The organism is Arthrobacter sp. K5 (assembly GCF_040448525.1).
Lineage (GTDB): Bacteria > Actinomycetota > Actinomycetes > Actinomycetales > Micrococcaceae > Arthrobacter > Arthrobacter globiformis.
In genome coordinates, this window is record NZ_CP159279.1 from 2,143,228 (window position 1) to 2,167,252 (window position 24,025).

General features: G+C 67.1%; 23 protein-coding genes. 7 read left to right on the plus strand and 16 right to left on the minus strand.

Translation table 11 applies throughout. The annotated features are described in order from the left end of the window. Positions 1 to 380: 380 nt before the first annotated feature. A complete protein-coding gene (locus ABRP34_RS09665; RefSeq protein WP_353713062.1) occupies positions 381 to 1,304 on the plus strand; it encodes a hypothetical protein in 924 nt (307 codons plus the stop codon). A 143-nt stretch (positions 1,305 to 1,447) separates the two neighbouring features. Here the strand turns inward: ABRP34_RS09665 and ccsB are convergent, their stop codons facing one another. From ccsB to ABRP34_RS09690, 5 genes are read right to left on the minus strand one after another with little or no spacing between them, the layout of a single operon-like run. Further along, complete coding sequence (gene ccsB, locus ABRP34_RS09670; RefSeq protein WP_353713063.1) at positions 1,448 to 2,560, minus strand: c-type cytochrome biogenesis protein CcsB; 1,113 nt, start codon at positions 2,558 to 2,560, stop codon at positions 1,448 to 1,450. Then, on the minus strand, positions 2,560 to 4,290 hold the full coding sequence (locus tag ABRP34_RS09675) for a cytochrome c biogenesis protein ResB (RefSeq protein WP_353713064.1): 1,731 nt from the start codon (positions 4,288 to 4,290) through the stop codon (positions 2,560 to 2,562). The genes ccsB and ABRP34_RS09675 overlap by 1 nt, the downstream gene beginning before the upstream one ends. Further along, a complete protein-coding gene (locus ABRP34_RS09680; RefSeq protein ID WP_353713065.1) occupies positions 4,290 to 5,045 on the minus strand; it encodes a cytochrome c biogenesis protein CcdA in 756 nt (251 codons plus the stop codon). Before ABRP34_RS09680 ends, ABRP34_RS09675 begins: the two co-directional genes overlap by 1 nt. 6 nt (positions 5,046 to 5,051) lie before the next feature. Next, positions 5,052 to 5,663, minus strand: a complete 612-nt coding sequence (locus tag ABRP34_RS09685; RefSeq protein ID WP_003797739.1) for a TlpA disulfide reductase family protein — start codon at positions 5,661 to 5,663, stop codon at positions 5,052 to 5,054. A gap of 2 nt (positions 5,664 to 5,665) precedes the next feature. Continuing rightward, positions 5,666 to 6,331 (minus strand): histidine phosphatase family protein, encoded by a 666-nt coding sequence (locus tag ABRP34_RS09690; RefSeq protein WP_043417561.1) that lies wholly within the window; start codon positions 6,329 to 6,331, stop codon positions 5,666 to 5,668. A gap of 197 nt (positions 6,332 to 6,528) precedes the next feature. Between ABRP34_RS09690 and ABRP34_RS09695 the strand changes: the two genes are divergently transcribed. The 3 genes from ABRP34_RS09695 to ABRP34_RS09705 all read left to right on the plus strand — a co-directional run bounded on the left by ABRP34_RS09695 (position 6,529) and on the right by ABRP34_RS09705 (position 9,084). Beyond that, positions 6,529 to 7,077 carry a YceI family protein gene (locus tag ABRP34_RS09695; protein ID WP_003797743.1) on the plus strand — a complete coding sequence of 183 codons (549 nt, stop codon included), beginning with the start codon at positions 6,529 to 6,531 and terminating at the stop codon, positions 7,075 to 7,077. 128 nt (positions 7,078 to 7,205) lie between these two features. After that, positions 7,206 to 7,967, plus strand: coding sequence for a hypothetical protein (locus ABRP34_RS09700; RefSeq protein WP_353713066.1), 762 nt, complete (start codon positions 7,206 to 7,208; stop codon positions 7,965 to 7,967). Positions 7,968 to 8,172: 205 nt separating this feature from the next. Next, positions 8,173 to 9,084: a hypothetical protein gene (locus ABRP34_RS09705; protein WP_353713067.1), complete on the plus strand. Its 912-nt coding sequence runs from the start codon at positions 8,173 to 8,175 to the stop codon at positions 9,082 to 9,084. Between the two features lie 93 nt (positions 9,085 to 9,177). Here the strand turns inward: ABRP34_RS09705 and ABRP34_RS09710 are convergent, their stop codons facing one another. Together ABRP34_RS09710 and ABRP34_RS09715 are read right to left on the minus strand one after the other, a co-directional pair. Then, entirely contained in the window at positions 9,178 to 9,873 is a 696-nt protein-coding gene (locus tag ABRP34_RS09710; RefSeq protein WP_353713068.1) for a redox-sensing transcriptional repressor Rex, read from the minus strand. Positions 9,874 to 9,959: 86 nt separating this feature from the next. Continuing rightward, on the minus strand, positions 9,960 to 10,217 hold the full coding sequence (locus ABRP34_RS09715) for a glutaredoxin family protein (RefSeq protein ID WP_353713069.1): 258 nt from the start codon (positions 10,215 to 10,217) through the stop codon (positions 9,960 to 9,962). 83 nt (positions 10,218 to 10,300) lie between these two features. Between ABRP34_RS09715 and ABRP34_RS09720 the strand changes: the two genes are divergently transcribed. Then, positions 10,301 to 11,119 (plus strand): HAD-IB family hydrolase, encoded by an 819-nt coding sequence (locus tag ABRP34_RS09720; RefSeq protein WP_043417565.1) that lies wholly within the window; start codon positions 10,301 to 10,303, stop codon positions 11,117 to 11,119. Between the two features lie 172 nt (positions 11,120 to 11,291). On the opposite strand, the gene ABRP34_RS09725 is transcribed toward ABRP34_RS09720, so the two are convergent. The 8 genes from ABRP34_RS09725 to ABRP34_RS09760 all read right to left on the minus strand — a co-directional run bounded on the left by ABRP34_RS09725 (position 11,292) and on the right by ABRP34_RS09760 (position 19,892). Continuing rightward, on the minus strand, positions 11,292 to 11,390 hold the full coding sequence (locus ABRP34_RS09725) for an AURKAIP1/COX24 domain-containing protein (protein ID WP_003792170.1): 99 nt from the start codon (positions 11,388 to 11,390) through the stop codon (positions 11,292 to 11,294). 221 nt (positions 11,391 to 11,611) lie between these two features. Beyond that, on the minus strand, positions 11,612 to 11,824 hold the full coding sequence (locus ABRP34_RS09730; RefSeq protein WP_003797758.1) for a helix-turn-helix domain-containing protein: 213 nt from the start codon (positions 11,822 to 11,824) through the stop codon (positions 11,612 to 11,614). A 98-nt stretch (positions 11,825 to 11,922) separates the two neighbouring features. Continuing rightward, entirely contained in the window at positions 11,923 to 13,059 is a 1,137-nt protein-coding gene (locus tag ABRP34_RS09735) for a 3-deoxy-7-phosphoheptulonate synthase (protein WP_353713070.1), read from the minus strand. A gap of 338 nt (positions 13,060 to 13,397) precedes the next feature. Beyond that, positions 13,398 to 14,702: an MFS transporter gene (locus ABRP34_RS09740; RefSeq protein ID WP_003797763.1), complete on the minus strand. Its 1,305-nt coding sequence runs from the start codon at positions 14,700 to 14,702 to the stop codon at positions 13,398 to 13,400. Between the two features lie 89 nt (positions 14,703 to 14,791). Then, on the minus strand, positions 14,792 to 16,276 hold the full coding sequence (locus ABRP34_RS09745) for a rhamnulokinase family protein (protein WP_353713071.1): 1,485 nt from the start codon (positions 16,274 to 16,276) through the stop codon (positions 14,792 to 14,794). Further along, positions 16,273 to 18,309, minus strand: a complete 2,037-nt coding sequence (locus ABRP34_RS09750) for a bifunctional aldolase/short-chain dehydrogenase (RefSeq protein WP_353713072.1) — start codon at positions 18,307 to 18,309, stop codon at positions 16,273 to 16,275. Before ABRP34_RS09750 ends, ABRP34_RS09745 begins: the two co-directional genes overlap by 4 nt. A 5-nt stretch (positions 18,310 to 18,314) precedes the next feature. Continuing rightward, positions 18,315 to 19,481 carry an L-rhamnose isomerase gene (gene rhaI / locus ABRP34_RS09755; protein ID WP_353713073.1) on the minus strand — a complete coding sequence of 389 codons (1,167 nt, stop codon included), beginning with the start codon at positions 19,479 to 19,481 and terminating at the stop codon, positions 18,315 to 18,317. Between the two features lie 45 nt (positions 19,482 to 19,526). Continuing rightward, positions 19,527 to 19,892 (minus strand): L-rhamnose mutarotase, encoded by a 366-nt coding sequence (locus ABRP34_RS09760; RefSeq protein WP_353713074.1) that lies wholly within the window; start codon positions 19,890 to 19,892, stop codon positions 19,527 to 19,529. Between the two features lie 178 nt (positions 19,893 to 20,070). Between ABRP34_RS09760 and ABRP34_RS09765 the strand changes: the two genes are divergently transcribed. Further along, positions 20,071 to 21,096 carry a LacI family DNA-binding transcriptional regulator gene (locus ABRP34_RS09765; RefSeq protein WP_353713075.1) on the plus strand — a complete coding sequence of 342 codons (1,026 nt, stop codon included), beginning with the start codon at positions 20,071 to 20,073 and terminating at the stop codon, positions 21,094 to 21,096. Between the two features lie 27 nt (positions 21,097 to 21,123). On the opposite strand, the gene ABRP34_RS09770 is transcribed toward ABRP34_RS09765, so the two are convergent. Next, positions 21,124 to 21,792, minus strand: coding sequence for a rhamnogalacturonan acetylesterase (locus ABRP34_RS09770; protein WP_353713076.1), 669 nt, complete (start codon positions 21,790 to 21,792; stop codon positions 21,124 to 21,126). A gap of 204 nt (positions 21,793 to 21,996) precedes the next feature. Here ABRP34_RS09770 and ABRP34_RS09775 point away from each other — a divergent pair, with 204 nt between their 5' ends. Continuing rightward, positions 21,997 to 24,024, plus strand: coding sequence for a DUF6807 family protein (locus ABRP34_RS09775; protein ID WP_353713077.1), 2,028 nt, complete (start codon positions 21,997 to 21,999; stop codon positions 24,022 to 24,024). The last annotated feature ends 1 nt before the right edge of the window (position 24,025 follow it).

Below are 24,025 nucleotides of genomic sequence, written 5' to 3' on the forward strand. Positions count from 1 at the left end.
GGTGCCACAGGCACGGGCAGCAGCGGCGCAGCTCCGGGCACCGCCAGCGGCAGTTCAGGTGCCGGCGGACCGGCTGCGGGTGAGCCCGGTCCGCACAAGCCGGGCGCCGCGGGCGAGGCCAACGCCGAGGGCAACCCCGAGGCGAAGTAGCAGCCACCCCGCACCGATCCAGCAAGAGCCGATCCAGCAAGAGCCGATTTACCAAAAAGGGCCGCCCAGCAGCAAGCTGGGCGGCCCTTTTTGGCAAAACGGCGCAGCAGCACTATGCCTACACGCACGGTGCCTACACGGTGGAGCAGTCACCGGCCACTGTTCCTCCACACCGGCCCTGAATTGTGGACAACGGGATGCAGGCCCGATTCGGGCAGCAGAATGCTCCTATGCCGCGTCCACGCCCTCTTCCTCCCGCCCTGCAGGGACAGCCGTTCACCATACGCCAGGCAACGGCGGCCGGCCTGACCCGGAGACGAGCGCGGGCCCTCGACCTGGCGAGCCCCTGCCACGGGGTACGCTCGCCTGCGGCCGTGGAGATTACCCTCCTGGTCCGGGCACGCGGTCTTGCACTCGCAACCGGAGCCGTCGTCAGCCACCTTTCAGCCGCTGTGCTCTGGGGCTTCCCTTTGCCCCTCCGTTTCGAGGACCACGCCGTGATCCATCTGACCAGCCGGGACGGCGCCCGGGCCGTGCGAAGGAAGAACGTCTGCGGCCACCGGCTTGTGCTCCCGGACGACGAGATCAGCGAGGGCCGCGTCGTGGCCTGCACGTCACCGCTTCGGACGTGGTTCGATCTGGCCGGCATCCTCTCCCTGCAGGACTTGGTTATTGCCGGGGATTTCCTTCTTCGCCGCAAGGGTCCGCTTTCCACGCCGGAGGCACTGGACGCTTTCCTCGCCGAGAAGCAGGGGCGCCCAGGCTACCGCCAGGCGATGAAGGCGCGGGCTCTCATGCGCGCAAACACCGATTCGCCGAAGGAGACCGAACTGCGGCTTCTGCTGCTCGGCGCGGGGCTGCCCGAGCCGGCCATCAACGTCCCCATGTTCGATGAGACCGGCGGCTGGGTCCAGGATCCGGATATGTCCTACGAGGAGTACAAGATTGCCATCCAGTACGACGGCGGCCACCATGCCACCCCGGCGCAACGAAGAAGCGACATCTTCCGCGACGAAGATGCGCGCGACCTCGGCTGGCTCGTGGTGGTCCTGACGCAGTTGGACCTGGATCCCGTCGCCCGGGGCATTGAGCCGAGCGCCGTCACCAAGGTGCGCAAGGCCCTGACAAGCCGCGGCTGGAAACGTGCCCGCTGACCCTCCGCCGTTCGCCAAAAAAGGCCGCCCAGCAGCAAGCGGAGCGGCCTTTTTGGGTAAATCGGCGAGCCTGAGCGGCCCTTTTGGGTAAATCGACGGCACCCCGCAGGTAAGGCGCCCGCCGAGCAGAAAGCCCCGGAACCCTACAGCCCCGAGTACGAGTGCAGGCCGTTGAAGAACTGGTTCACGATGGTGAAGTTGAAGACCACGCACAGGTAGCCCACGATCGACAGCCAGGCGGCGCGGGTGCCCGTCCAGCCGCGGGTGGCGCGGGCGTGGAGGTAGCCGGCATAGACCACCCAGATCACGAAGGTCCATACTTCCTTGGTGTCCCAGCCCCAGAACCGGCCCCAGGCCTTCTCCGCCCAAATCGCGCCAAACATGAGGGTGAAGGTCCAGCCGATGAAGGCGATCGCGTTGATGCGGTAGGACAGGTTCTCGAGGCTCAGGGCGGAGGGCACTAGGCGCATGAAGCCCAGCTTGTCCGCGCCCCCGGCCGCGATGGTCTTCTGCCGGTGCGACTGGACCAGCTGCAGCGCGGACATCGCGAAGGTCAGGGTGAACAGGGCGGAGGACAGCACGGCGATGGACACGTGGATGATCAGCCAGTAGCTCTGCAGCGCGGGCACCAGGTGGCCGACGGGCGTCCAGAATGCCACGGACGCGGCCACCAGCATGATGATGACCAGGCCCACCACGAAGGTGCCGAGGAAGCGCAGGTCGCGGCGGACCAGGACCACGAGGAACACGGCGACGGCCACGAAAGCGCCGGTGGTGAGGAACTCGTACATGTTGCCCCACGGCACACGGCCGGCGCCCACCGCGCGGGTCAGCACGGCGGCTGCGTGGATCGCGGCGCCCAGGACGGTCAGTGCCACGGCCACGCGCGCCGGTGCGCGGCGTTCGCCGTAGCGCATGCTGTCATCCGCGGTCTGCCCGGCGCCGCCGTTTGCGGTGCCGGAGGCGTACGACGACGGCCGCTCGGCGCGGTCTGCCGGTCCGGACAGGCGGTCCTCACCGCTGCCCGCGGTCCGCGCCGTGGCTGCCGCTGCGGACGCGCCTGCCGTCACCGGAACCTTGGCGGACGCAGCCGCCGTCGTACCGGCAGCAGCAGCCTTGAGGTCAACCGACTTCAGGGTCTTGCTGCTCCTGGCCAGGTCCCACGCGAACGCGATGAAGGCGACGGTGTAGGTGCCGGCCGCAAGCAGCATGAAGAGCTCGCTGTACTGGCCCATGGTCTCGTTGATGGGAAACATTACTGGTCCTTCTTCGGCTCAGGCGAGCCTGCTGGTGAGGAGTTGGAAGGTGCAGTGTCGGTGTTGTCGGCGTCCAGGTTCCACTTTTGCGCCAGGAGGCCACGCAGCGTTGCGGCCTCACCGGCCAGCCGGTGATCCTCGCCACGGGCCAGGAGACCGTACTCCACCATGGTCCTGCCGTCCTCGTGGGTGCCGGTGCGGACCCAGACGCGGCGGCGGTTCACGTAAAGGGAGACGATGAGGCCGGCCACGGCAAGCAACGCGAAGATGAGGGCGGACAGCTGCCCGGGATTGTGGTGGATGTCCACGCCGACGTACTTCTTCACGCCCTCGAACGTGATGGAACCCTTGCCTTCGGGCAGCGTGTACGTGTTGCCGGGAGCCAGGGTGATGCCGCCCGCCTTGAGGTTCCGGGCGTTGAGTTCCTTGAGGTTCTTGACGTCGAGTTCAAAGACGTTCTGCGGAGAACCCTTGTCCAGGCCCAGGTCGCCGTAGTAGGAGTTCAGGCTCAGCTGCGGGTTGATGAGGTCCGGGTCGCCGCTGAAGGAGATGCCCTGCTCGGTCACGAAGGCCGTGGGGAGGAAGAATCCGGCGAAGCCCAGCTGGTCGGGCTTGGCGTCCGGGACCTTGATCACCACGGAGGAGTAGTAGTTTTCGCCTTGCAGCTTTGCCACGACGGGGCCCTGCATGGCCACGTTGCCGTTGCCGTCGCGGACCGTGACCACCGGGGCGTAGCCGTTGCCCGTCAGGTAGATGCTGGTGCCGCCGAGCGTGACGGGGTCGTTGACCTTAAGGACTTCCTTCTTGGCCGGCGCCCCGGGGTTTTCCTTGGTGGTGACGTCCGCCGTGAAGTCGATGGGCTGGCCGAACTTGCCCTGGGATTCGCGGTCGAACGTGGCCTGGAACTTGTCCAGCTGGATCGAGTAAGGCTGGAGCTGGCTGCTCTGGAAGTTTGTGCCGGGGTTGAACTGGTCGTAGCCCACCAGGGTGTTCACGAACGTGTCACCCTCCACCAGGATCCGCTGGCCGCTGTACCCGAACAGCCCGCCGACGGCCACGGACACCAGCACGCCAATCAGCGAGGTGTGGAAGACGAGGTTTCCCACTTCCTTCAGGAAGCCGCGCTCGGCCCCCAAAGTTGGCCGCGCGCCGTCGTCGTGCCTTACCTCAACGCGGTACCCGCGTTTCTTCAGCAGCGCCGCTGCGTCTTCAATGGCGTCCGACGCCGGGATGCCGGCGTCCGCGGGCACCACCAGGGTGCCGTACTCGGGCAGGCGGGACAGCCGCTTCGGGGTGCGCGGCGGCTGCGAGCGCATGGCCTTGTAGTGGGCGATTGCGCGCGGCACCACGCAGCCGATCAGCGAGATGAACAGCAGGATGTAGATGGCCGAGAACCAGGCCGAGGAGTAGACGTCGTACAGCTGCAGCGAGTCCAGCAGCTGGCCGTAGTCCGGGTGGTCCTTGATGTACTGGGTGACCACTGACGGGTTGGCGGGGCGCTGCGGGAACAGGGATCCGGGCACCGCTGCCACGGCCAGCAGGAGCAGGAGGAACAGCGCGGTGCGCATGCTGGTCAGCTGGGTCCAGGCCCAGCGGAGCATGCCCACGACGCCGAGGGACGGAACGGCGGCCCCGGCCTTGGCAGCCTTCACGGCGTCCTTTTTGGCAGGCCCGGGCTGTGGGACGTCCTCGGCCGGGGATTTCTCGGTTGACTTCACACGCTCGCTCATCAGATCGGCAACTTCACATCGGTTTGGAACCAGTACTGCAATTCGGTGACCCAGGTGCCCCACAGACCCGTGGCCATCAGGATGCCCAGGACAATCAGGACTCCGCCGCCGGTGCGCTGGATGGCCAGCCGGTGCTTGCGGAAGAAGGACATCACGCCGGCGCCGCGCCGGACCGCCAGGGCGATCAGCAGGAACGGGATGCCCAGCCCAAGGCTGTAGACGAAGGCCAGGAAGGCGCCCTTCGCGGCGGACGAACCACCGGAGAGGCTCAGGAGCTGGACGGCGGAGTAGGTGGGGCCGATGCAGGGTGCCCAGCCGAGGCCGAACGTGATTCCCAGCAGCGGCGCGCCCCAGAGGCCTGCCGGCGGTTTCGCGTGGATCTTGGCGTCCCGTTGGAACCAGGAGAAGCCGCCCATGAACACCACGCCCATCAGGATCACCAGGACACCCAGGACCTGCGTGATCCAGGCGTTCTGCCCGCCGGAGATCAGGGAACCCAGCTGCCCGAACGCCCCGCCGAGCAGAACGAAGATCACCGAGAAACCCAGCACGAACAGGCCGATGCCCGCCAGCATGCGGCCGCGCTTCTGCTTCTGCAGGTCAACGCCCGTGAGGCCCGTGACGTAGCCCAGGTATCCGGGCACCAGCGGGAGCACGCAAGGCGAAAGGAAGGACACGAGTCCGGCCAGCAGCGCCACGGGGATGGCGAGCAGGAGCGAACCGTTCAGGATGGCTTCGGCGAAGGGGCTGTTCACGGGAGGTTACTCTGCCACGGCAGACTGGATGAGAGCTTTGAGCGTGCCCTTCTCGATCTCCCCGAGCACCCGCGACGCCACCCGGCCCTGCTTGTCCACCACGAGCGTCGTGGGGACGGCGCCCGGGGGCACAAGACCGGAAACGGCCAGCAGCACGCTGCCGTCCTTGTCGTCGAAGCTCGGGTAGGTGAGGCCGAAAGTCTTGTCGAAGGCGTCAGCGGTGGCTTTCTCGTCGCGCAGGTTCACACCGAAGAACTGCACGCCCTTGCTCTTGAACTCCTGGTGCAGGGCTTCGAGGGACGGCGCCTCCACCCGGCAGGGCGCACAGGCGGCGAACCAGAAGTTCAGCACGGTGACCTTGCCCAGGAAGTCCTTGGGTGTCACGGCGGTGCCGTCAAACAGGGTGCCCTGGATCTGGATGCCGGACTTGCGCTCCGCTGCGGCGAACTCGGTCACCGAGCCGTCGCCGGCCACATAGTTCTTGTTGTCCCCGGCCTTGGCCTGCTTGGCCAGGGCGTCCTCCTGGGCACAGGCGGACAAGCCCAGCGTGATCGCCGTGAGGGCCAGGCCACCGGCGGCGAGGACGCTGCGGCGGGAACTCTTGGGTGTTTCAGTCATAGCTAGGCTCCGGGGGTGCTCGAGGCACCGGGAAGAAGGGCGGCGGCGGGTTCGCTGTACTCCACGCGCAGCAGGGCACCGTCGTCGCCGAAAACCAGGGAAGTGAGGGAGGTCAGGGTGCATTCGCGCTTCCGCGGATCGTGCCACAGCGGCTTGCCCTCGGCGCTGAGCCGGGTGGCCCAGATCGGAAGCTGGTGGCAGACCAGGATCGCCTCGGCACCGTCGCCGCCCAGCTCGATGGCCTTGGCGCGGGCTTCCCGGACGGCCTCGGTGACGCGGGCCGCCTGCAGCTTATAGGGCTCTCCCCAGGACGGCCGGAAGGGGTTGATCAGATGCGGCCAGTGCTTGGGTTTGCGCAGCTCGGCCTTGGTGACCTTCAGCCCTTCGAAGTAGTTTTCCGCCTCGATGATGCGGCTGTCGGTGTGGATGTCCAGCCCAAGCGCTTCCGAGGTGGGCTGCGCGGTTTCCTGGGCACGGGTGAGCGGCGACGCCACCAGGTACACGATGTTGGCGCCCTGGGAGGCGCGTTCGCGGAAGTGCTCGGCGAGCGTCTGCGCCATCTGCCGGCCAAGTTCGGAGAGGTGGAATTCAGGCAGCCTGCCGTACAGGACACCTTCGGGGTTGTGGACCTCGCCGTGGCGGAGCAAATGGACAGTGGCTTGGGGCATGTCTACCAGTTTCTCAAAGGGCAGGGGCAATGACGAAATCTTCTACAACAAGTAGAACTCAAAGTTTTTTCAGAAAGTTCCCGGCCGATGGAATAAAAGATGCAAATGCATGTTTATACTGGATGCAGCAGTTAGTTGAGACTTCAACAAAAGCTTCAACGATCACCAGACCGACCACCGATACAAGGAGCACCACCATGGCACTTTCCACCGAGCTCACCCGCGGCACCTGGACCCTCGACAACTCCCACAGCGAGATCGCCTTCACCGTCCGCCACGCCGGCATCAGCAAGGTCCGCGGCCAGTTCAAGGACGCCGCCGCCACCCTGAACCTCGCCGACGACGTCACGGCCACCAAGGTCGAGGCCACCATCCAGACCGCCAGCTTCGACTCCGGCGATGCCAACCGCGACGGCCACGTCCGCGGCGAAGACTTCTTCGACGTCGAAAAGTTCCCGGAGATCTCCTTCGTCTCCAATGGCCTTGTTGCCAACGGTGACAGCTACGAACTCCAGGGCGACCTGACCATCAAGGGTGTCACCCGCCCCGTCTCCCTCGAGACCGAATTCAACGGCGTTGCAGTTGACCCCTTCGGCAACACCCGCGCCGGCGTTTCCGCCGAGACCACCATCAGCCGCAAGGACTTCGGCCTGACCTGGAACGCCGTGCTGGAAGCCGGCGGCGTCCTCGTCAGTGACAAGGTTGCCATCAACCTTGAACTGGCCTTCATCGCACCTGCAGCCTAGGTTTCCGGCAGGTCCGGCAGGCACGATTGCTGGAACCCCAACGCCCCGTCCGCGGACTCTCCGCGGGCGGGGCGCTTGGCGTTCAGGCCTTCTGGAATTGGCAGTATCCCGGGTTTAAAGTGAGTGCCATGAGCACCCCCAGCGATGAACCGGAGCCCCGTGATCCCGGGGCAGTGCCGCCATCCGGCAGGGATGGTCCGACGCCGGAACCGCAGTTCCCCGGCCAGGAACCGGGACGTCCGACGCCGGGCCAGGCAGGTCAGACGGGCCAGGCGGGTCAGCCGACGCCAGACCAGCCGGGCCAGCCGACTCCAGAGCAGGCGGGCCAGCCGACGCCAGAGCAGGCGGGCCAGCCGACGCCGGGCCAACAGTTCCCGGGCCAGCAGCCGCCTGCCGGCGGTGGCCGGTTCGCCTTCGAACTGCCCGCGGACCGGCCACGGAACTTTAGCGAGATCATGCCGCGCGGGGGCTTGTCCGGCCTCTTCGACGTGACCGGGCTGCCCACAGAGCTCAAGGTGTCCTACTGGATCTGGGTGATCGGCGGCCTGCTGGGGCTGCTGGGCGGTGTGATCGGCCTCTTTGGCGTCCTGGTGCTCTTCGCGATCGTTCCCGGCGTGGCTATCCTCGTGTTCCTGCTCGTCCTCGTGGCCTTGGCTGTGGCGGCGGCGGAGATTGTCCTGGCCCTGAAGCTGAAGGAAGCCAAGGAGTGGGCGCGGCTGGCCCTGACCATCGTGGCCGGGGTGTCGCTGCTGCTGGCCATCATCAGCTCGAGTTTCCCCGCGGGCCAGGACGGGAACTGGCTGGGCTTTCTGGTCAGCCTGGTGGCCACGGCGCTGATGTGGGTGCCCAGCTCACAGGCCTGGTTCGTTGCGGCACGGGGCCGCCTCTGATCGGCGCCCTGCGGGGGACACCGATCCTGGCCAGACAATGCCCTGCAGCACAGCGTTTCCGCAGGTTGGGGCGCCTTTTGGAATACCTCTCTGGAATGATCCACCGCATACCCGCTGAGGGGTACGGTGGGAAGTGAACCATGCTGGGGAGGGCAGGCGTCTGAACCGGTAGCCGATTCAGACGTCACTATGCAAAGGACCGCTCATGAGCAATCCTCCAGTCCCGCACTCCAACGACCCCGGCTCCAATGAGCCGGAAAACGGTCGTCAGCCAGGCGACGGGCAGCCCCGCTACGGTCAGGACGCGCCCCAGCACGAGCAGGGCACGCCCCAGTTCGGGCAGAACAGCCCTCAGTACGGCCAGGGAACACCGCCCGCCGCACCCCAGTACGGCGAGAACGCGTCGCAGTTCGGGCAGAACGCCCCGCAGTACGGACAGAACGCACCCCAGTACGGGCAGACCGGACAGAACGCGCCCCAGTACGGGCAGACCGGACAGGGCGGCGCACCGCAGTACGGACAGTCTCAGTTTGGGCAGAACCCGCCCCAGTACGGACAGTCTCAGTTTGGGCAGTCCCCTTACGGCGGCCAGAGCCCGTATGGCCAGTCCCCCTATGGGCAGTACCCGTCGGAACAGGCCCAGGCAGCAACCGGCGCCGGGGTTCCGCAGCTCGTGAACTATTCCTTCTGGCTGATCATCGCTGCGGGCGTGCTGTCGCTCCTGAACCTCCTGGTCACGATCCCCACCCTGGACGACCCGGCCATGCGGAGCACGTTCGAGGAGCAGCTGCGCGGCAGCGGCCAGGACATCGCGTTCGAGGACATCAAGGGCTTCATCATCGGAACCATGGTGGTCTTTGCCCTGATCGGCGCCGGCCTCTACGCGCTGGTGGCCTTCAACGTCCGAAAGGGCAAGAACTGGGCCCGCATCCTGGGCACCGTCTTTGCAGCGCTTTCCGTGTTCAGCCTCTTCCCGCGGGGCCTGAACACCCTGGTGGGCGTCCTCGGCATCGCCGCGATTATCATGCTTTACCTGCCCGGCGCGGCGCCGTACTTCCAAAAGCCGCAGCCGTTCGCCAACCCGTACTCGCAGCCGGGCGGCCCGTACGGCCGTTAGTTAAGCGAACGCTGCCGACGGCGGGCAAGCCGCCAGGCATCGCGAGCAACAAGCCGCTATCCCCAACGGGCGCGGATTCCTGAAAGGCCGGAGCTACTCCGGCTCGCCGGGGGTCTGCGCCCGTTGCGCGTGATACGCCAGGATCTGCAGCTCGGTGGCCATGTCCACCTTCCTCAGCGTCACGCCGTCGGGCACCTGGAGCATCACCGGCGCAAAGCTGAGGATGCTCCGGACACCGGCGGTCACCACCCGGTCGCAGATGCTCTGGGCCACGGCGGCCGGCAGTGCCAGCACCACCATGTTGGTGCCGGTCCGTTCCAGGACCGTCTCCAGGTCCGCAACGTCGCTGACCCTCAGCCAGCCCACTTCGTTGCCCACCACCATCTGGTCGGCGTCGAAGATGGCAACCACGTCAAAGCCCCTGGATTCGAAACCGCCGTAGCGGGCCAGCGCCTTACCCAGGTTACCGGCGCCGACAATCGCGACTTTCCAGTCATGCGTCAGGCCGAGTGCGGCGGCGATGTGGCGGCTCAGGTACTGCACCTCATAGCCCACGCCGCGGGTGCCATAGGAGCCCACATGGGACAGGTCCTTGCGGAGGGTTGAGGAGCTGACACCGGAAAGCTCAGCCAGTGATTCGGACGACACCCGCTCGGTGCCTTCGGCCAGCAGGGAGTTCAGGGCGCGCAGGTAGATCGTCAGCCGGGCCACGGCCGCCGGCGGGATCTGCTTTCCGGCAGCCCCGGTGGGCCCGGGCAGGGCCTGGGGTGGTGAATCGAGCGAAGTCACTGTCTGCTCCGTTGCGTCGCGTTGTGAGTCCACTCTAAATCCCCATCAGATATGTCAACAAAGCCAATGCCATTGTTCGAAATTGGCTAATCCCCCGTCATGGCTCGGCGCAGGACGCGTTCCAGGCGCGCCTCGTCGATCTTCCAGAAGTCGCGCTGGATGCCGTCCACCAGCACCACTGGGATCTCCTCGGCGTAGCGATCGCGCAGTTCGTCGTCGGCGTCCAGCTGCCGCTCCGACCACGAAAGTCCCAGCCCGGCTGTCACCCGCCCGACGGCGTCGCGCGCCGCGGCGCACAGGTGGCAGTCAGGTTTGGTGAGGAGAACGACGTCGGGGTTTGCCATGCTTCAACCGTATCCCCGTTCCTGTCGCGGAGCGACGCGGCGGCCGTCAGGTGCGCGGTACTGCATTGACTAGACTCAGTGGCATGCCCGAGGAGAAGTACGTCGCTGTGGCCCACCGTCCGGTTGCGAAGCAGCAACACGGCGAGGCAGCCTTCTTCGACGTCGACAACACCCTCATGCGCGGCGCCAGCCTGTTCCACGTCGCCAGGAAAATGCACCAGCGCGGCGCCTTCACGCTTGCGCAGGCGGCGGGCATGGCATGGAAGCAGCTCAAGTTCGTGCTCCGGGGCGAGAACCTCAACGACGTCCACGCTGTCCGGGATTCCGCGCTGAGGCTCGCCGCCGGCATCACGGAGGAGGACATCAAGGCGCTGGGCGAAGAGGTCTATGACGAGATGATCGCCTCCCGGATCTGGCCCGGCGCGAAGGCCCTGGCCGAGCAGCACCTGCGCGTGGGCCGGAAGGTGTGGCTGGTCACCGCGACGCCGATCGAGGTGGCCACGGTGATTTCCACGCGTCTGGGCCTCACCGGCGCCCTCGGAACCGTGGGCGAGACCAAGGACGGCTTCTACACGGGCAGGCTCGTCGGGGACATCCTGCACGGCGCCGCCAAGGCTGTGGCGGTCCAGGGCATCGCGGACAACCACGGACTGGACCTGAAGCGCTGCTGGGCCTACAGCGACTCCTACAACGACATCCCGCTGCTGACGATGGTGGGCCACCCCGTCGCGATCAACCCGGACGCCCGCCTGCGCAAGCACGCCCGCGAACGCAACTGGCCGGTCTACGACTTCCGGGCCGGCCGCCGGGCAGCCACCCTGGGCCTCAAGGCAGCCACAGCAGGAGGAGCGGTCTACGGCCTCTGGCGGGGCTACACGCGCTTCCGCGGCCCCCGCGCCTGACGCTTCCTCCCCCGGACACGCTTTCCACCCCCGGACACACTTCCCGTCACAGGACACCCGAATTCGCGTGTCCCCACACCATTTGCGCGTCGCAGGGCGGTGTGCGTGTCGCAGGAACGCAAAAATGCCCGCACCCTCGAAAGGGGACGGGCATTGACGCGTAGAGCGAGCTCTACTTCTTATTGCGGCGCTGGTGGCGGGTCTTACGAAGCAACTTGCGGTGCTTCTTCTTGGCCATACGCTTGCGACGCTTCTTAATAACTGAACCCACGAAAGTTCCTTACAAACTAGATGCAGTACCTGTCTGATGGAGAAGGTCCGTGGACTGAGCAACAGACTGAACAACTGACAGATTCTTACAATGACGTAACACGTTCTTTAACAGGGTACCGCTTATCTGGAGCATCCCCTGACCAGCACCGCCCCGCGGCATGCAGCGGCCCCCAAGGCGGCTGCAGCAACCACGGGATTGGTGCGGTCAGCGGGGCTCCGTTACGCGGTTCCCGTGTGACCGTCCACGACAGCACCCTTGAGGTACTGTTCGACGGCGGTCTCCGGGACGCGGTAGGAGCGGCCGAACCTGACGGCTGGCATCTCCCCCGAATGGACAAGGCGGTACACGGTCATTTTGGAGACACGCATAACCTCAGCCACCTCGGCCACGGTCAAGAACTTGGCGTTCGAGAAGTTCGACTCTGCGGACATTACCCATATTCCTTTGCTCTCAGCAACGACGCCGGTCTTTCTGCGGTGTGCGCCGATGCTGAGCCATCGAACAACCGTGTTCTAGTTACTCTAGATGCTCACGTGGCCATTGTGAAAGCCCGCCGTTTCCGCGACGATGCCGCCAACTGTTCGAGGACGGACGCCGTCACATCCCACTCCATGCAGGCATCTGTCACGCTCTGGCCGTAGACCAGATCCGAGTGTCCGGCGGCGTGCTCGGCCACGTCGAGGTTCTGCGCGCCGCCCACCAGGAAGCTCTCCAGCATGACGCCGGCGACCGCTCCTGCGGCCGTTCCCGCGTCCTCGAGCTGGGCACCGATCTCGAGCGCCACCTCAGCCTGGCGGTGGTGGCTCTTGCCGCTGTTGGCGTGGCTTGCGTCCACGATCAGCCGCGGGTTGAGGTTCTTGGCGGCGAGCTTGGCGGAGGCCGCCTCGACGTCGGCGGCGGAGTAGTTGGGGCCCTTCCGGCCGCCGCGGAGGATCACGTGGGTGTCGGGGTTGCCCGCGGTGGACACCAGAGCGGCCCGGCCGTCGCTGTCGATGCCGAGGAAGGCCTGGGCTGCGGCGGCGGCGCTGCAGGCGTCGACCGCCACCTGGAGGTCGCCGTCGGTTCCGTTCTTGAAGCCGATGGGCATGGAGAGGCCGGAGGCGAGCTGGCGGTGGATCTGGCTTTCCGTGGTCCGCGCGCCGATGGCTCCCCAGGAGACGAGGTCTGCCATGTACTGCGGGCTGATGGGTTCAAGAAACTCCGTGGCCGTGGGCAGGCCCAGGGACGTGACCTGCTGCAGGAACCGGCGGGCGGCCCGAAGTCCCGTCGCAATGTCATGGCTGCCGTCAAGGTGCGGATCGTTGATGAGGCCCTTCCAGCCCACGGTGGTGCGCGGCTTCTCGAAGTAGGTCCGCATGACGATCAGCAGGTCTTCCTTGTGCTTCTCGGCCTGGCTGACCAGCCGGCGGGCGTATTCCAGGCCGGCCTTGGGGTCGTGGATGGAGCACGGACCGACGATGACCAGCAGGCGGTCGTCCACGCCGTCCATGATGGCCCGGACTTCGTCGCGGCCGCGTGCGACGACGTCGGCCGCCTTCGCGTCCAGCGGCAGTTCCGCGATCATCTCCTGCGGCGTGGGCAGGGCGGTGATCTCGCTGACCCTCAGGTTCGACGTCGACTGGCGTTTCGAGGCCGGCTGCTGGGTTTCGGTGGCTGTTGCGCTCATTTTCGGGGGTCCTGTTCCGGGTGGGAGCGGGCCCCTGATCAGAACCCGCCGTAGAAATGGCGAAGGGCAGAGAATGATCTCTGCCCTGTTGGCTCTGAAGGAAAGTTGGATGCGTGTCAGTTAGACGCGGGCCCCTCCAGAGCCAACGAAAAATACGCATACCAACGGTTAGTCATGGAAATGACCATAAGCCCGCGCTGATGGATCGCCAAATCGGCGCCCGTCACATTCGGACTTCGCGGCTCCGCATATCGGCCGGAGCGCGAACGTACACTTGTGGCCCCGAGGAAGCGTTTCCCAAGGGCCTCAAGTGTACGTTCGCGCTGGTCCGGGCCGAATTAAGCCGTGGTTTGCTCCACCGGTTGCTTCGCAGGCTCGCCGTAGCGTTCCTGCTCGATCTGCTCCAGGCTCTTGCCCTGGGTGTCAGGTGCCCAAATAACCCCGATGAGCATGGCGGCCACCAAAGCCCCAATCATGATGGCTCCAACAAAGGGCACCCCGTGCTCGGCCAGCAGCGTCGGGAACCAGTAGCTCAGCAGGCCGACCACGATGCGGGCGACGAAAAAGAGCACACCCTGAGCACTCGCCCTGTAGCGGGTCGCGAACATCTCGGCTGCCCAGAGGGCGTAAAAGGCCTGCGCACCGATGCCGGCCGAAATGCCCCAGAGCGCCGCGAAGAGGATCAATACCGGCATTGTGACGTGGACGAAGACCAGCAGGACCCAGGCGGCAAGGCCCAGCACGGCGCCGATTCCGTACAGCAGGCGGCGGTCAATGCGGTCGCCGTACTTCATGAAGCCGAAGTAGGTCGCCAGGACGGTAAGGGTCCACAGCAGCACCTGCAGCAGGTTCTGTTCAGCGGACGATTCAACCCCGGACGACTCGTAGACCCGCGGCATGAAGATGCCCATCTGCCCGGCAACCAGGTTCCAGAGGGCGTAGACGCCCACGAGGAAAAGGAGGGCCTTCAGGTTGGTGGCGTTGGTCAGCAACTCGCGGTAGTTGCGGCGCTTGACGCCGGACGCCTCCTCCAGCAGCCGCGCTTCGTTCGACTTCTTCCAGGTGTGCGACTCGGATAGCCGGCGGCGGATCCACCAGGTGATGAAGGCAATGACGAACAGGTGGGCGAAGACCAGCCGGCTGCCCAGCAGCCCCAGCGGAACCACGACGGTGGCCAGGAGGAAGACCAGGGCCGGCGCGAGCGACCACGCAAACTGGGCGGTGCCCACGTGCCGCGCCCGCTGTGCAGAGGGCGCCTCTTCCGCGATGTAGGTCCACGCGACCGGCACGCCTGCTCCCACTGCGATCCCGGTGAGGATCACGCCAACTATGAGCATCCAGGGGGCCACGGCAAAAATCACCAGGGCTGTGCCGATCATGTACAGGATGAGGTCGTAGGTGTAGATGAATTTGCGGCCGTAGCGGTCGCCCAGTGGCCCGCCGATCATCGCGCCGACGGCGGCACCGAAGGCGTTGGCGCTAAGGGCGGCGACCAGCCCGACAACCAGGTTGCTGAAGCCGAAATACTCCTGCCACAGCGTCAGGCTCGTCGCCAGGGCGATGATGGATCCGGCTTCGATGTAGTTGGACATGGACACAGCGACAGTGGCTTTCCAGCCGCCGATCTGTGGGGTGTTGGTCATTCTGAATCTTTCTCTGGCGACGCCGTTGGCGCCGGGCAGCCGCATTTGGCAAGCCCACTTTTGATACGTTTCAAGAACTCCGCAGGTGTTTAGTTCCTGGCCGCGTTGGAGATGAGGCCGAGGGGTTCGTACCGGCGCAGGCTCGTTCGCGCACCGACGATCCTGCGAAGTTCCGGCAGGCCGCCGGTGGCCACACCTGCGGCGCGGGCCTGGACCAGCACGTTGCCGAGGGCCGTTGCCTCGACCGGGCCTGCGATGACGGGTTTGCCGGTGGCCTCTGCCGTGAGCTGGCAGAGCAGCCCGTTCTGCGAGCCGCCGCCGACGATGTGCACCACGCCCACGGCAACACCGGCGAGGCGTTCGGCGTCAGCGATGGTGCGCGCGTACCCGGCGGCGAGGCTGTCCAGGATGCAGCGGACGACCGCTGCCGGCTCGGCCGGAAGGACGGCGCCGGTATTGCGGGCTGCTGCGCGGATCCGGTCGGGCATGTTGTCCGGGGCGATGAAGGCGGGATCGTCGGGGTTGATCCGCGGGCCGCCGGGCGGGAGCGCCGCGGCCGCGTCGAGGAGCTCGCCGATCGCGGGCCGGTAGCCTTCGTCAGCCCAGGTGCGCTGGCATTCGCTGAGCAGCCAGAGGCCGCCGACGTTACGCAGGTACCGGGTGGTGCCGTCCACTCCGCGCTCGTTGGTGAAGTTCGCCGCGCGGCTGGCCTCGGTGAGCACAGGGTGGTGCAGTTCCAGCCCCACGAGGGACCAGGTGCCGGAGGAAATGTAGGCGAAATTCTCCTGCTCCGCGGGAACGGCGGCGACGGCGGACGCGGTGTCGTGCGAGCCGACGGCCACCACCTTGGTGTCCTGCGGCAGCCCGGTCCGCTCGGCGATGCCGGACAGCAGGGTTCCCAGGGTTTCGCCGGGCTGGATCAGCGGCGGGAACAGGTCCTTGGGCAGGCCCAGGGGTCCGAACAGCTCGCTGGCCCACTCCCCCGCGACGGCGTCGAAGAGCCCGGTCGTGGAGGCGTTGGTGGCCTCGGTGCGGCGCTGCCCGGTGAGCAGGAACGCGATGAGGTCCGGGATCAGCAGGGCCTGCAGCCCGTCCAGATCCGGTTCGGTGGCGAGCTGGTAGAGCGTGTTGAACTGCAGGAACTGCAGCCCCGTGGTGGCGTAGAGCCGTGCCGGATCCAGCTTCCCGTGCACCCCGGCGACGGCGGCGCGGCTGCGTTCGTCCCGGTAGCTGTACGGCTGCGCGGTGAGCTCGCCGCCCTTGGTGACCAGGCCGTAGTCCACCGCCCAGGTGTCAATGCCGATGCTGGTGATCGTGTCCCCCCGCTCGGCTGCCGCTTTGCCGGCGGCGGCGAGGCCGGTGAGCACCTCGGCGAAGAGGGCGTCGAAGTCCCAGCGGAGGCCGCCGTCGGACTGCACCACGGCGTTGGGGAAACGGTGCACGACGTCGAGCGTGGCCCGCGCGGGACCGCCGTCGGTGCTGATCCGTCCCAGAATGACGCGCCCCGAGGAGGCGCCGATGTCGACGGCGGCGAACACGCCGCCGTCGACGCCGGTAACTGCCGCCTTACTCACCGGAGGAACGCTGCCGCGACGCCGGCGTCCACGGGGATGTGCAGGCCGGTGGTGTGCGAGAGTTCGTTGCTGGTGAGCACGGCCGCGGCGTTGGCGACGTGCTCCGGCAGGACCTCACGCTTGAGCAGGGTGCGCTGGGCGTAGTACTCACCCAGCTTCTCCTCGTCCACGCCGTAGACGGCGGCGCGCTTGGCGCCCCAGCCGCCGGCGAAGATCCCGGAGCCGCGGACCACGCCGTCGGGGTTGATGCCGTTGACGCGGATGCCGTACTCGCCCAGTTCCGCGGCGAGCAGGCGGACCTGGTGGGCCTGGTCGGCCTTGGTGGCGGAGTAGGCGATGTTGTTCGGGCCGGCGAACACGGAGTTCTTGGAGGAGATGTAGATGATGTCCCCGCCCAGGCCCTGCCCGATCATGACCTTCGCGGCGGCCTTGGCCACCAGGAAGGAGCCCTTGGCCATGACGTTGTGCTGCAGGTCCCAGTCCTTCTCGGTGGTTTCCAGCAGCGGCTTGGAGATGGACAGCCCGGCGTTGTTGACCACCAGGTCCACGCCGCCGAAGGCCAGCACCGCCTCGTCGATGGCGGCGGCGACCTGGGCTTCGTTGGTGACGTCCGCCTGGACGCCGACGGCGACGTCCGGGCCGCCGAGTTCGGCCGCCACGGCCTGGGCGTTTTCCAGGTTCAGGTCCGCGATGACCACGCAGGCGCCCTCCGCGGCGAGGCGGGTGGCGATGGCCTTGCCGATGCCGGAGGCCGCGCCGGTCACCAGCGCGATGCGGGTGGCGTGGGACTTGGGCTTGGGCATCCGGGCCAGCTTGGCTTCCTCCAGTGCCCAGTACTCGATCCGGAACTTCTCGGCCTCATCGATCGGGGCGTACGTGGAGATCGCCTCGGCGCCGCGCATCACGTTGATCGCGTTCAGGTAGAACTCCCCGGCCACGCGGGCAGTCTGCTTGTTGGCACCGTAGGAGAACATGCCGACGCCGGGTACCAGGACGATGGCCGGGTCGGCACCGCGCAGGGCCGGGCTGTCCGCATCGGCGTGGCGGTCGTAGTAGTCCTGGTAGTCCTTGCGGTAGTCGGCGTGGAGTTCCTTCAGCCGGGCCACGGAGTCCTCGATGGAGGCGTCCGCGGGCAGGTCCAGGATGAGCGGCTTGACCTTGGTGCGCAGGAAGTGGTCCGGGCAGGAGGTGCCCAGCGCGCCCAGGCGGGGGTGTTCGGCGGCCTCGAGGAATTCCAGCACGGCGGGGTCGTCGCTGAAGTGGCCCACCTGCGGCTTGTCCGCCGACGCCAGGCCGCGGATCACCGGTGCCAGTGCGGCGGCCTTCGCCTTGCGTTCAGCCTCGGGGAGCGGGGCGTAGCCGGGCAGCCTGCCACCGAACGGTTCGGCCTTGCCGTTCTGCGCGATGTACTTCTCGGCCTCGGCGATGATCCAGAGCGAGTTGGCTTCGGCTTCCTCGCTGGTGGCGCCCCAGGCGGTGATGCCGTGCCCGCCCAGGATGGTGCCGATGGCCTGCGGGTTGGCGTCCTTGATCGCGGCGATGTCCAGGCCCAGCTGGAAACCGGGGCGGCGCCAGGGCACCCAGACCACCTTGTCGCCGAAGATCTTGGCGGTGAGCGCCTCCCCGTCGGCAGCGGTGGCGACCGCGATGCCCGAATCGGGGTGCAGGTGGTCCACGTGCGCCGCGTCCACGAGACCGTGCATGGCCGTGTCGATCGAGGGGGCCGCGCCGCCCTTGCCATGCAGGCAGTAATCGAACGCGGCGACCATCTCGTCCTCGCGTTCCACGCCCGGGTAGACGTTCTTCAGCGCCTGCAGCCGGTCCAGGCGGAGGACCGCCAGGTTCTGCGCCTTCAGCGTGCCAAGGTCCCCGCCGGAGCCCTTCACCCAGAGGAGCTGGACGTCCTCGCCGGTGACCGGGTCCTTCTCAAAGCCCTTCGCGGACGTGTTGCCGCCGGCGAAGTTCGTGTTCCGCTTGTCCGCGCCCAGGCGGTTGGAACGGGCAATCAGGTCTTCAACAGTCTTGTTCGTCATAACTCTTATGCGCCCCATCCGGCTTGCTGGCCGCCCACGCGGTCCTCGTTGATCTTCTTCTGGTAGCCGCTGGCCTTGAAGGCGGCCAGCGGGTCCGCGGGCAGCCCGCGGGATTCACGCCATTCGGCCAGGACCGGCCGGACGTCGGTGTAGAAGGCGTCGTTGAACACGGCATTCGCGGCCAGGACATCCCCGCTGCCCTGGGCTTCGGCCAGCGCGGAGGTGTCGATGAGCAGCGCGCGGGCGGTCATTTCCTGGACGTTCAGCACGGAACGGATCTGGCCCGGGATCTTCTCCTCCAGGTTGTGGCACTGGTCCAGCATGAGCGCCACGCCGGAATCCTTGCCGAAGCCGCCGCCGCGGATCACCTCGTGCATGATGCGGAACAGCTGGAACGGGTCCGCCGCGCCCACGATCAGGTCGTCGTCGGCGTAGAAGCGCGAGTTGAAGTCGAACGAGCCCAGCTTGCCCAGGCGCAGCAGCTGCATCACGATGAACTCGATGTTGGTCCCGGGCGCATGGTGGCCCGTGTCCAGGCAGACAAAGGCCTTCTCGCCCAGCGCCAGGGTCTGCGCGTACGAGGTGCCCCAGTCCGGAACGTCCGTGTGGTAGAAAGCCGGCTCGAAGAACTTGTACTCCAGCACCAGGCGGTGGTCCTCGCCCAGGCGGGCGTAGATCTCCTGCAGGGATTCGGCCAGCCGGTCCTGGCGGCCGCGCATGTCATCCTGGCCCGGGTAATTCGTGCCGTCCGCGAGCCAGATCTTCAGGTCCTTCGACCCGGTGGCGTGCATGATGTCGATGCACTCGAAGTGGTGGTCGATCGCGCGGCGCCGGACGGCATCGTCCGATGACGTCAGCGAGCCGAACTTGTACTCGTCATCCTGGAAGGTGTTCGAGTTGATCGTGCCCAGCCCCACACCGAGGCCGCCCGCGTACTCCTTCAGGGCCGCGTAATCGTCCACCTTGTCCCACGGGATGTGCAGCGCCACGGTGGGCGCCAGTCCGGTGAGTTCATGGACCTTGGCGGCATCCGCCAGTTTCTCCTGGACGGTGCGCGGGGTACCGGGGGTGCCGAACACCTTGAACCTGGTGCCCGAGTTGCCGTAGGCCCATGACGGAACCTCAATCGCAAGCTCCGAAAGCCGGCCCAGTGCCGATGCTGTGTTGTTCATGATCTTTCTTTCGTCAGTGTTTGGCAGTGTCAGTACGTGGGAAATCTAGAGTTTGGCCGCGGCGTCAGCGTTGCCGCCGGCGGCCGCGGCCAGCTGCCCGTCGAGATTGAACACCTCGTCGAGGACCCGGAAGCCCTCGTCGGGCGGAACATCGCTGTCCCGGAAGAGCGTGGCCATTTCCGCCTGCCAGCGGGCGTTAACGTCCGTGAGTGCCATCCGGGCCCGCACGGCGTCAAAGTCGTCGCATTCGAGGTACCCGATCAGCAGCCCGTCGTCGTCCAGGAACAGCGAGTAGTTGTTCCAGCCCGCGTCCTTGAGCGCGGCCAGCATTTCCGGCCAGACGGCGGCGTGGCACCGGCGGTACTCCGCCAGCAGCTCCGGCTGGACGGAGGATCGGAAGCAAACCCTCATGTTGTACTCCTGCGGACGTTTCGGTGGCAGCGGAAGAAGCGGAAACCAATTCGCTCGGCTTTGAATATTCTCCGCCTTTGAATCGTTTCATTGGTACGATTCAAAGTACTCTGGGTTGAAGAAGGGTGTCAAGCGTTTTCACCCGGACGGGCAAATCGATCTTCGGAGGATCAGCAGAATGTCGCGGGCAGCCAGCATCAAGGACGTCGCCAACCACGCGCAGGTTGCCGTGGGAACGGTCTCCAACGTCCTTAACAATCCCGACCGCGTCTCCAAGCGCACCAAGGACAGGGTGCTGCAGGCCATCGACGAGCTCGGTTTCGTCCGCAACGATGCCGCCCGGCAGCTGCGCGCAGGGCACAGCCGAACCATCGGCGTCGTGGTCCTGGACGTCGGCAACCCCTTCTTCACCTCGCTGGTCCGGGCCGCCGAGGACGCTGCTGCCGTGAACGGCAGCGCCGTGCTGCTGGGCGACAGCGGCCACGACGCAAACCGGGAATCGCACTACATCGACCTCTTCCAGGAGCAGCGCGTCCAAGGCCTGCTGATCTCCCCGGTGGGGGATGTGGCCGACAGGCTGGAAGCCCTGCGGCAGCGCGGTGTTCCCACGGTGCTGGTGGACCGGCTGGCTGACGAGGACCGCTTCAGTTCGGTGTCTGTGGATGACGACGCCGGCGGCTACCTTGCCGCCCGGCACCTCCTCGATCTGGGGCGCAGGAAGCTGGCCTTCGTGGGTGGGCCGCTGTCCATCCGCCAAGTTTCCGACCGCCTCCTCGGCGCCCGCCGCGCCGTGGCCGAGGTGGACGGCGCAGCGCTGGAGGTGCTCGACTCCGACGGCCAGTCCGTGCTCGCCGGACGCGGCGTGGGCAACAGCCTCGTGGAACGGGGCGCCGGGAACATGCCGGACGGCATCTTCTGCGCCAACGACCTGCTGGCACTCGGGGTGATGCAGTCGCTGACGATGATGAACGGCGTGCGCATCCCTGACGACGTGGCCCTGATTGGCTACGACGACATCGACTTTGCCGTGTCCGCCGTCGTGCCGCTCTCGTCCATCCGCCAGCCCACCGATGCAATCGGCAGGACCGCCATCGAACTCCTGACGGAGGAACTGGACGCGCAGCACGCGCGGCACCGCGCCGTCGTCTTCGCCCCCGAGCTGGTGGTCCGGCAAAGCACCGCAGGTGCTTCAGCCTCCCACTGACGGCCCCGCCCGGGAAGGGCCGCGCCTTCAGAGCACCCCCAGCAGGTCCGGTTCCGGCCTGAAGCCCAGCACTTCGAGGCGGGCGGCCACGAACGCGGCGATCCGGCGGGCTCCGCGCTCGTGGAAGTGGGTGTCATCCAGCAGGCCGCCGGCCCAGTGCGCGTGCTCACCGGGGCCGAAGTGGAAGAACAGATCCTTGGACCCCTCCTCGCCATGCTCCGCATACAGTGACCGGGTCCAGGAGTTGAGGTCTACCACGTCGAGGCCGAGCTCGGCGCCCAGTTCCCGGACCACCGCGGGATACTCCCCGAGTGTCTCCTCCAGGATGCCGTTGCGGAAGTGCCGCCTTTCCACCGAGGTGCAGAGGACGGGCGCGGCACCCTTCGCCCGGACATCAGCCACCATCCGGCGGAGGTTGTCCGCATAACCGCCGCGGGCGGCCAGGTGCGCGCGCTTCTGGTCGTTGTGGCCGAACTGAATGAGCACCACATCCCCGCTGGCCGCCTGGTGGACGAGCTCCTTCCACAGCCCTTCCTCCCGGAAGGATTCGGTGGTTGCCCCGCCCTTGGCGAAGTTGTGGACGGCACCCCACGAGTAGACTTCCGGCGCAAGGTGGGCGCCCCAGCCGCTCATCGGGTACTCGTAGGTGGGACAGTTGGCCACGGTCGAATCTCCGGCCAGCAAAATCTTCCTCATCTTCCTTCCGCAGCTGCTCCTGTTGATGATCAGCCGCCGACACTCTGGTCGTCAAGCACTTTTTGAAACGTTACATAAAAGGGTTGAGGGAGTACACTGGGCAGCAGACTCATTCGGGAAAGCGCTTGCTGTCTGAACGCATATGCTACCCGGCAACGGTAGACGATGGCGTCGCGCAGCACCGCAGCGCCGGACAGGAGCACCATGGAGCCGCTGACGCAGCCCAACCAGCCAGCCCCGCACCGCCGCGAAACCCCGGCACGGATCGCCCTGATCGGCGTCCACGGCTTCGGCGCCCACCACCTGAAGAACCTGGACCGGCTGGCCCGGGCCGGCGCGGTGGAACTCGTGGCCGTGGCGGACCCGAACCCGCCGTCCCCGGGCGCGCTACCGGATTCGACGGCGGTCCACCCCGATCTGCAGTCCCTCCTGGCCGGCAACCACAGCCCCGACGTGGTCATCGTGGCCACACCCATCCAGACCCACGCGCCGCTTGCCCTGGCCACCCTCGCTTCCGGCGCAGACCTCTACCTGGAGAAGCCGCCGGTGGCGTCGCTGGCTGACTTCCGGCAGCTGCAGGAGGCTGCCGGGGCATCCGGCCGCAGCGTGCAGATCGGGTTCCAGAGCCTCGGCTCGCAGGCCCTCGCCGCCATTGACAAGCTCCTCCGCGACGGCACCATCGGCACCCTGCAGGGCATTGGCGCGACCGGGCGCTGGGTGCGGGACCGGGCCTACTACAAGCGCTCCCGGTGGGCCGGCAAGCGGAGCCTGGATGGTGTGGACGTGGTTGACGGCGTTGCCACCAATCCCCTGGCGCACGCCATCGCCACAGCACTGCGGATCGCCGGCGCCCGCACCGTGGAGGACATAGCCTCCGTGGAGACTGACCTCTACCGCGCGAACGACGTCGAGGCGGATGACACGTCCGTCATCAGGATCCGGACCGCCGCCGGACTGCCGATCACCTGCGCCTTGACGCTCTGCGCCTCGGAGTCCGTGGAGCCCTACATCACCCTGCAGGGCTCCACGGGAACGGCCGTTTTCCACTACACGGAGGACCGGCTGCACATCAGCAACGCGGACGGAGAGCACTCGCAGGAGTTCGGCCGCGACGACCTGACGGAAAACCTGCTGGAGCACCTCGCCACCGGCAGGGAACTCACCAGCGCCCTCAACGACTCCGGCGCGTTCATGCTGGTGCTCGAGGCAGTCCGCACGGCCGAACCGCCGGCGCCGGTCAGCCCCGCCCACGTGTTCTGGAGGGGCGACGGCGACGCAGCCCATGCCGTGATGCCCGGCATCGAGGACGCACTGGAGCGGGCCGTCAGCGCGCACGCCACGTTCAAGGAGCTGGCCCTGCCGTGGGCGCGCCCCGCGGATCCCGCCGAGGCCGGCACGCTGTTCACTGCCGGCGGCAGGCCGCTGGCAGTCCTGCGCACGGGCGCCGCACTCAACGCGGCGTTGTCACCGCGCCCCTACCTGCACCCCGTCACCACCCCCGGCGGAACCGTGGTGACGGATCACCTGCCCGCCGACCACCCGTGGCATCTGGGCGCCGGCTTCGCGCTCCAGGACGTCAGCGGCACCAACTTCTGGGGCGGCAAGACGTACACGCGGGAAGCGGGCGAGTACGTGTCGCTGCAGGACCACGGCCGGATCGAGCTGCTCCCCGCCACCCCCGATGAACCGGACACCCGGCAGCTCCGTTGGCTCGGAACAGACGGACAGCCCCTGCTGACCGAACAGCGGACGCTCAGCCACGAGATCCTGGGCGGGCGCGCGTGGCGCCTGGACCTGGAGACCGAGCTGACCGCCGTCGTCGACGTTTTGCTGGGGAGCCCGGGCTCGAACGGCGCCGCGGGCAGCGGCTACGGCGGCTTCTTCTGGCGCCTTCCAGCGTGCAGCGGCGCCCGTATCTTCACGTCCGACGCCGAGGGGGAACCGGCCGTCCACGGTGCCGTTGCGCCGTGGCTGGCGTGGACCGCCTCCTTCGGCGAAGTCCCCGGCATCCGGCTGGGGCAGCCCGCGACGCTCGTGTTCAAAGCGCCAGCCGAGGCCGCCGATCCGTGGTTTGTCCGCTGCTCAGGCTACCCCGGCGTCGGGTCGGCCCTGGCCTGGGACAGGCCGGTGGCGCTGGCCGCCGGGGAATCGCTCCGGCGGAGCCTGAGCGTGTGGGTGTGCGACGGCGAACTGTCGCCGAACGCCGTCGGGTCCCTGCTGAGTCAGCGCTAGC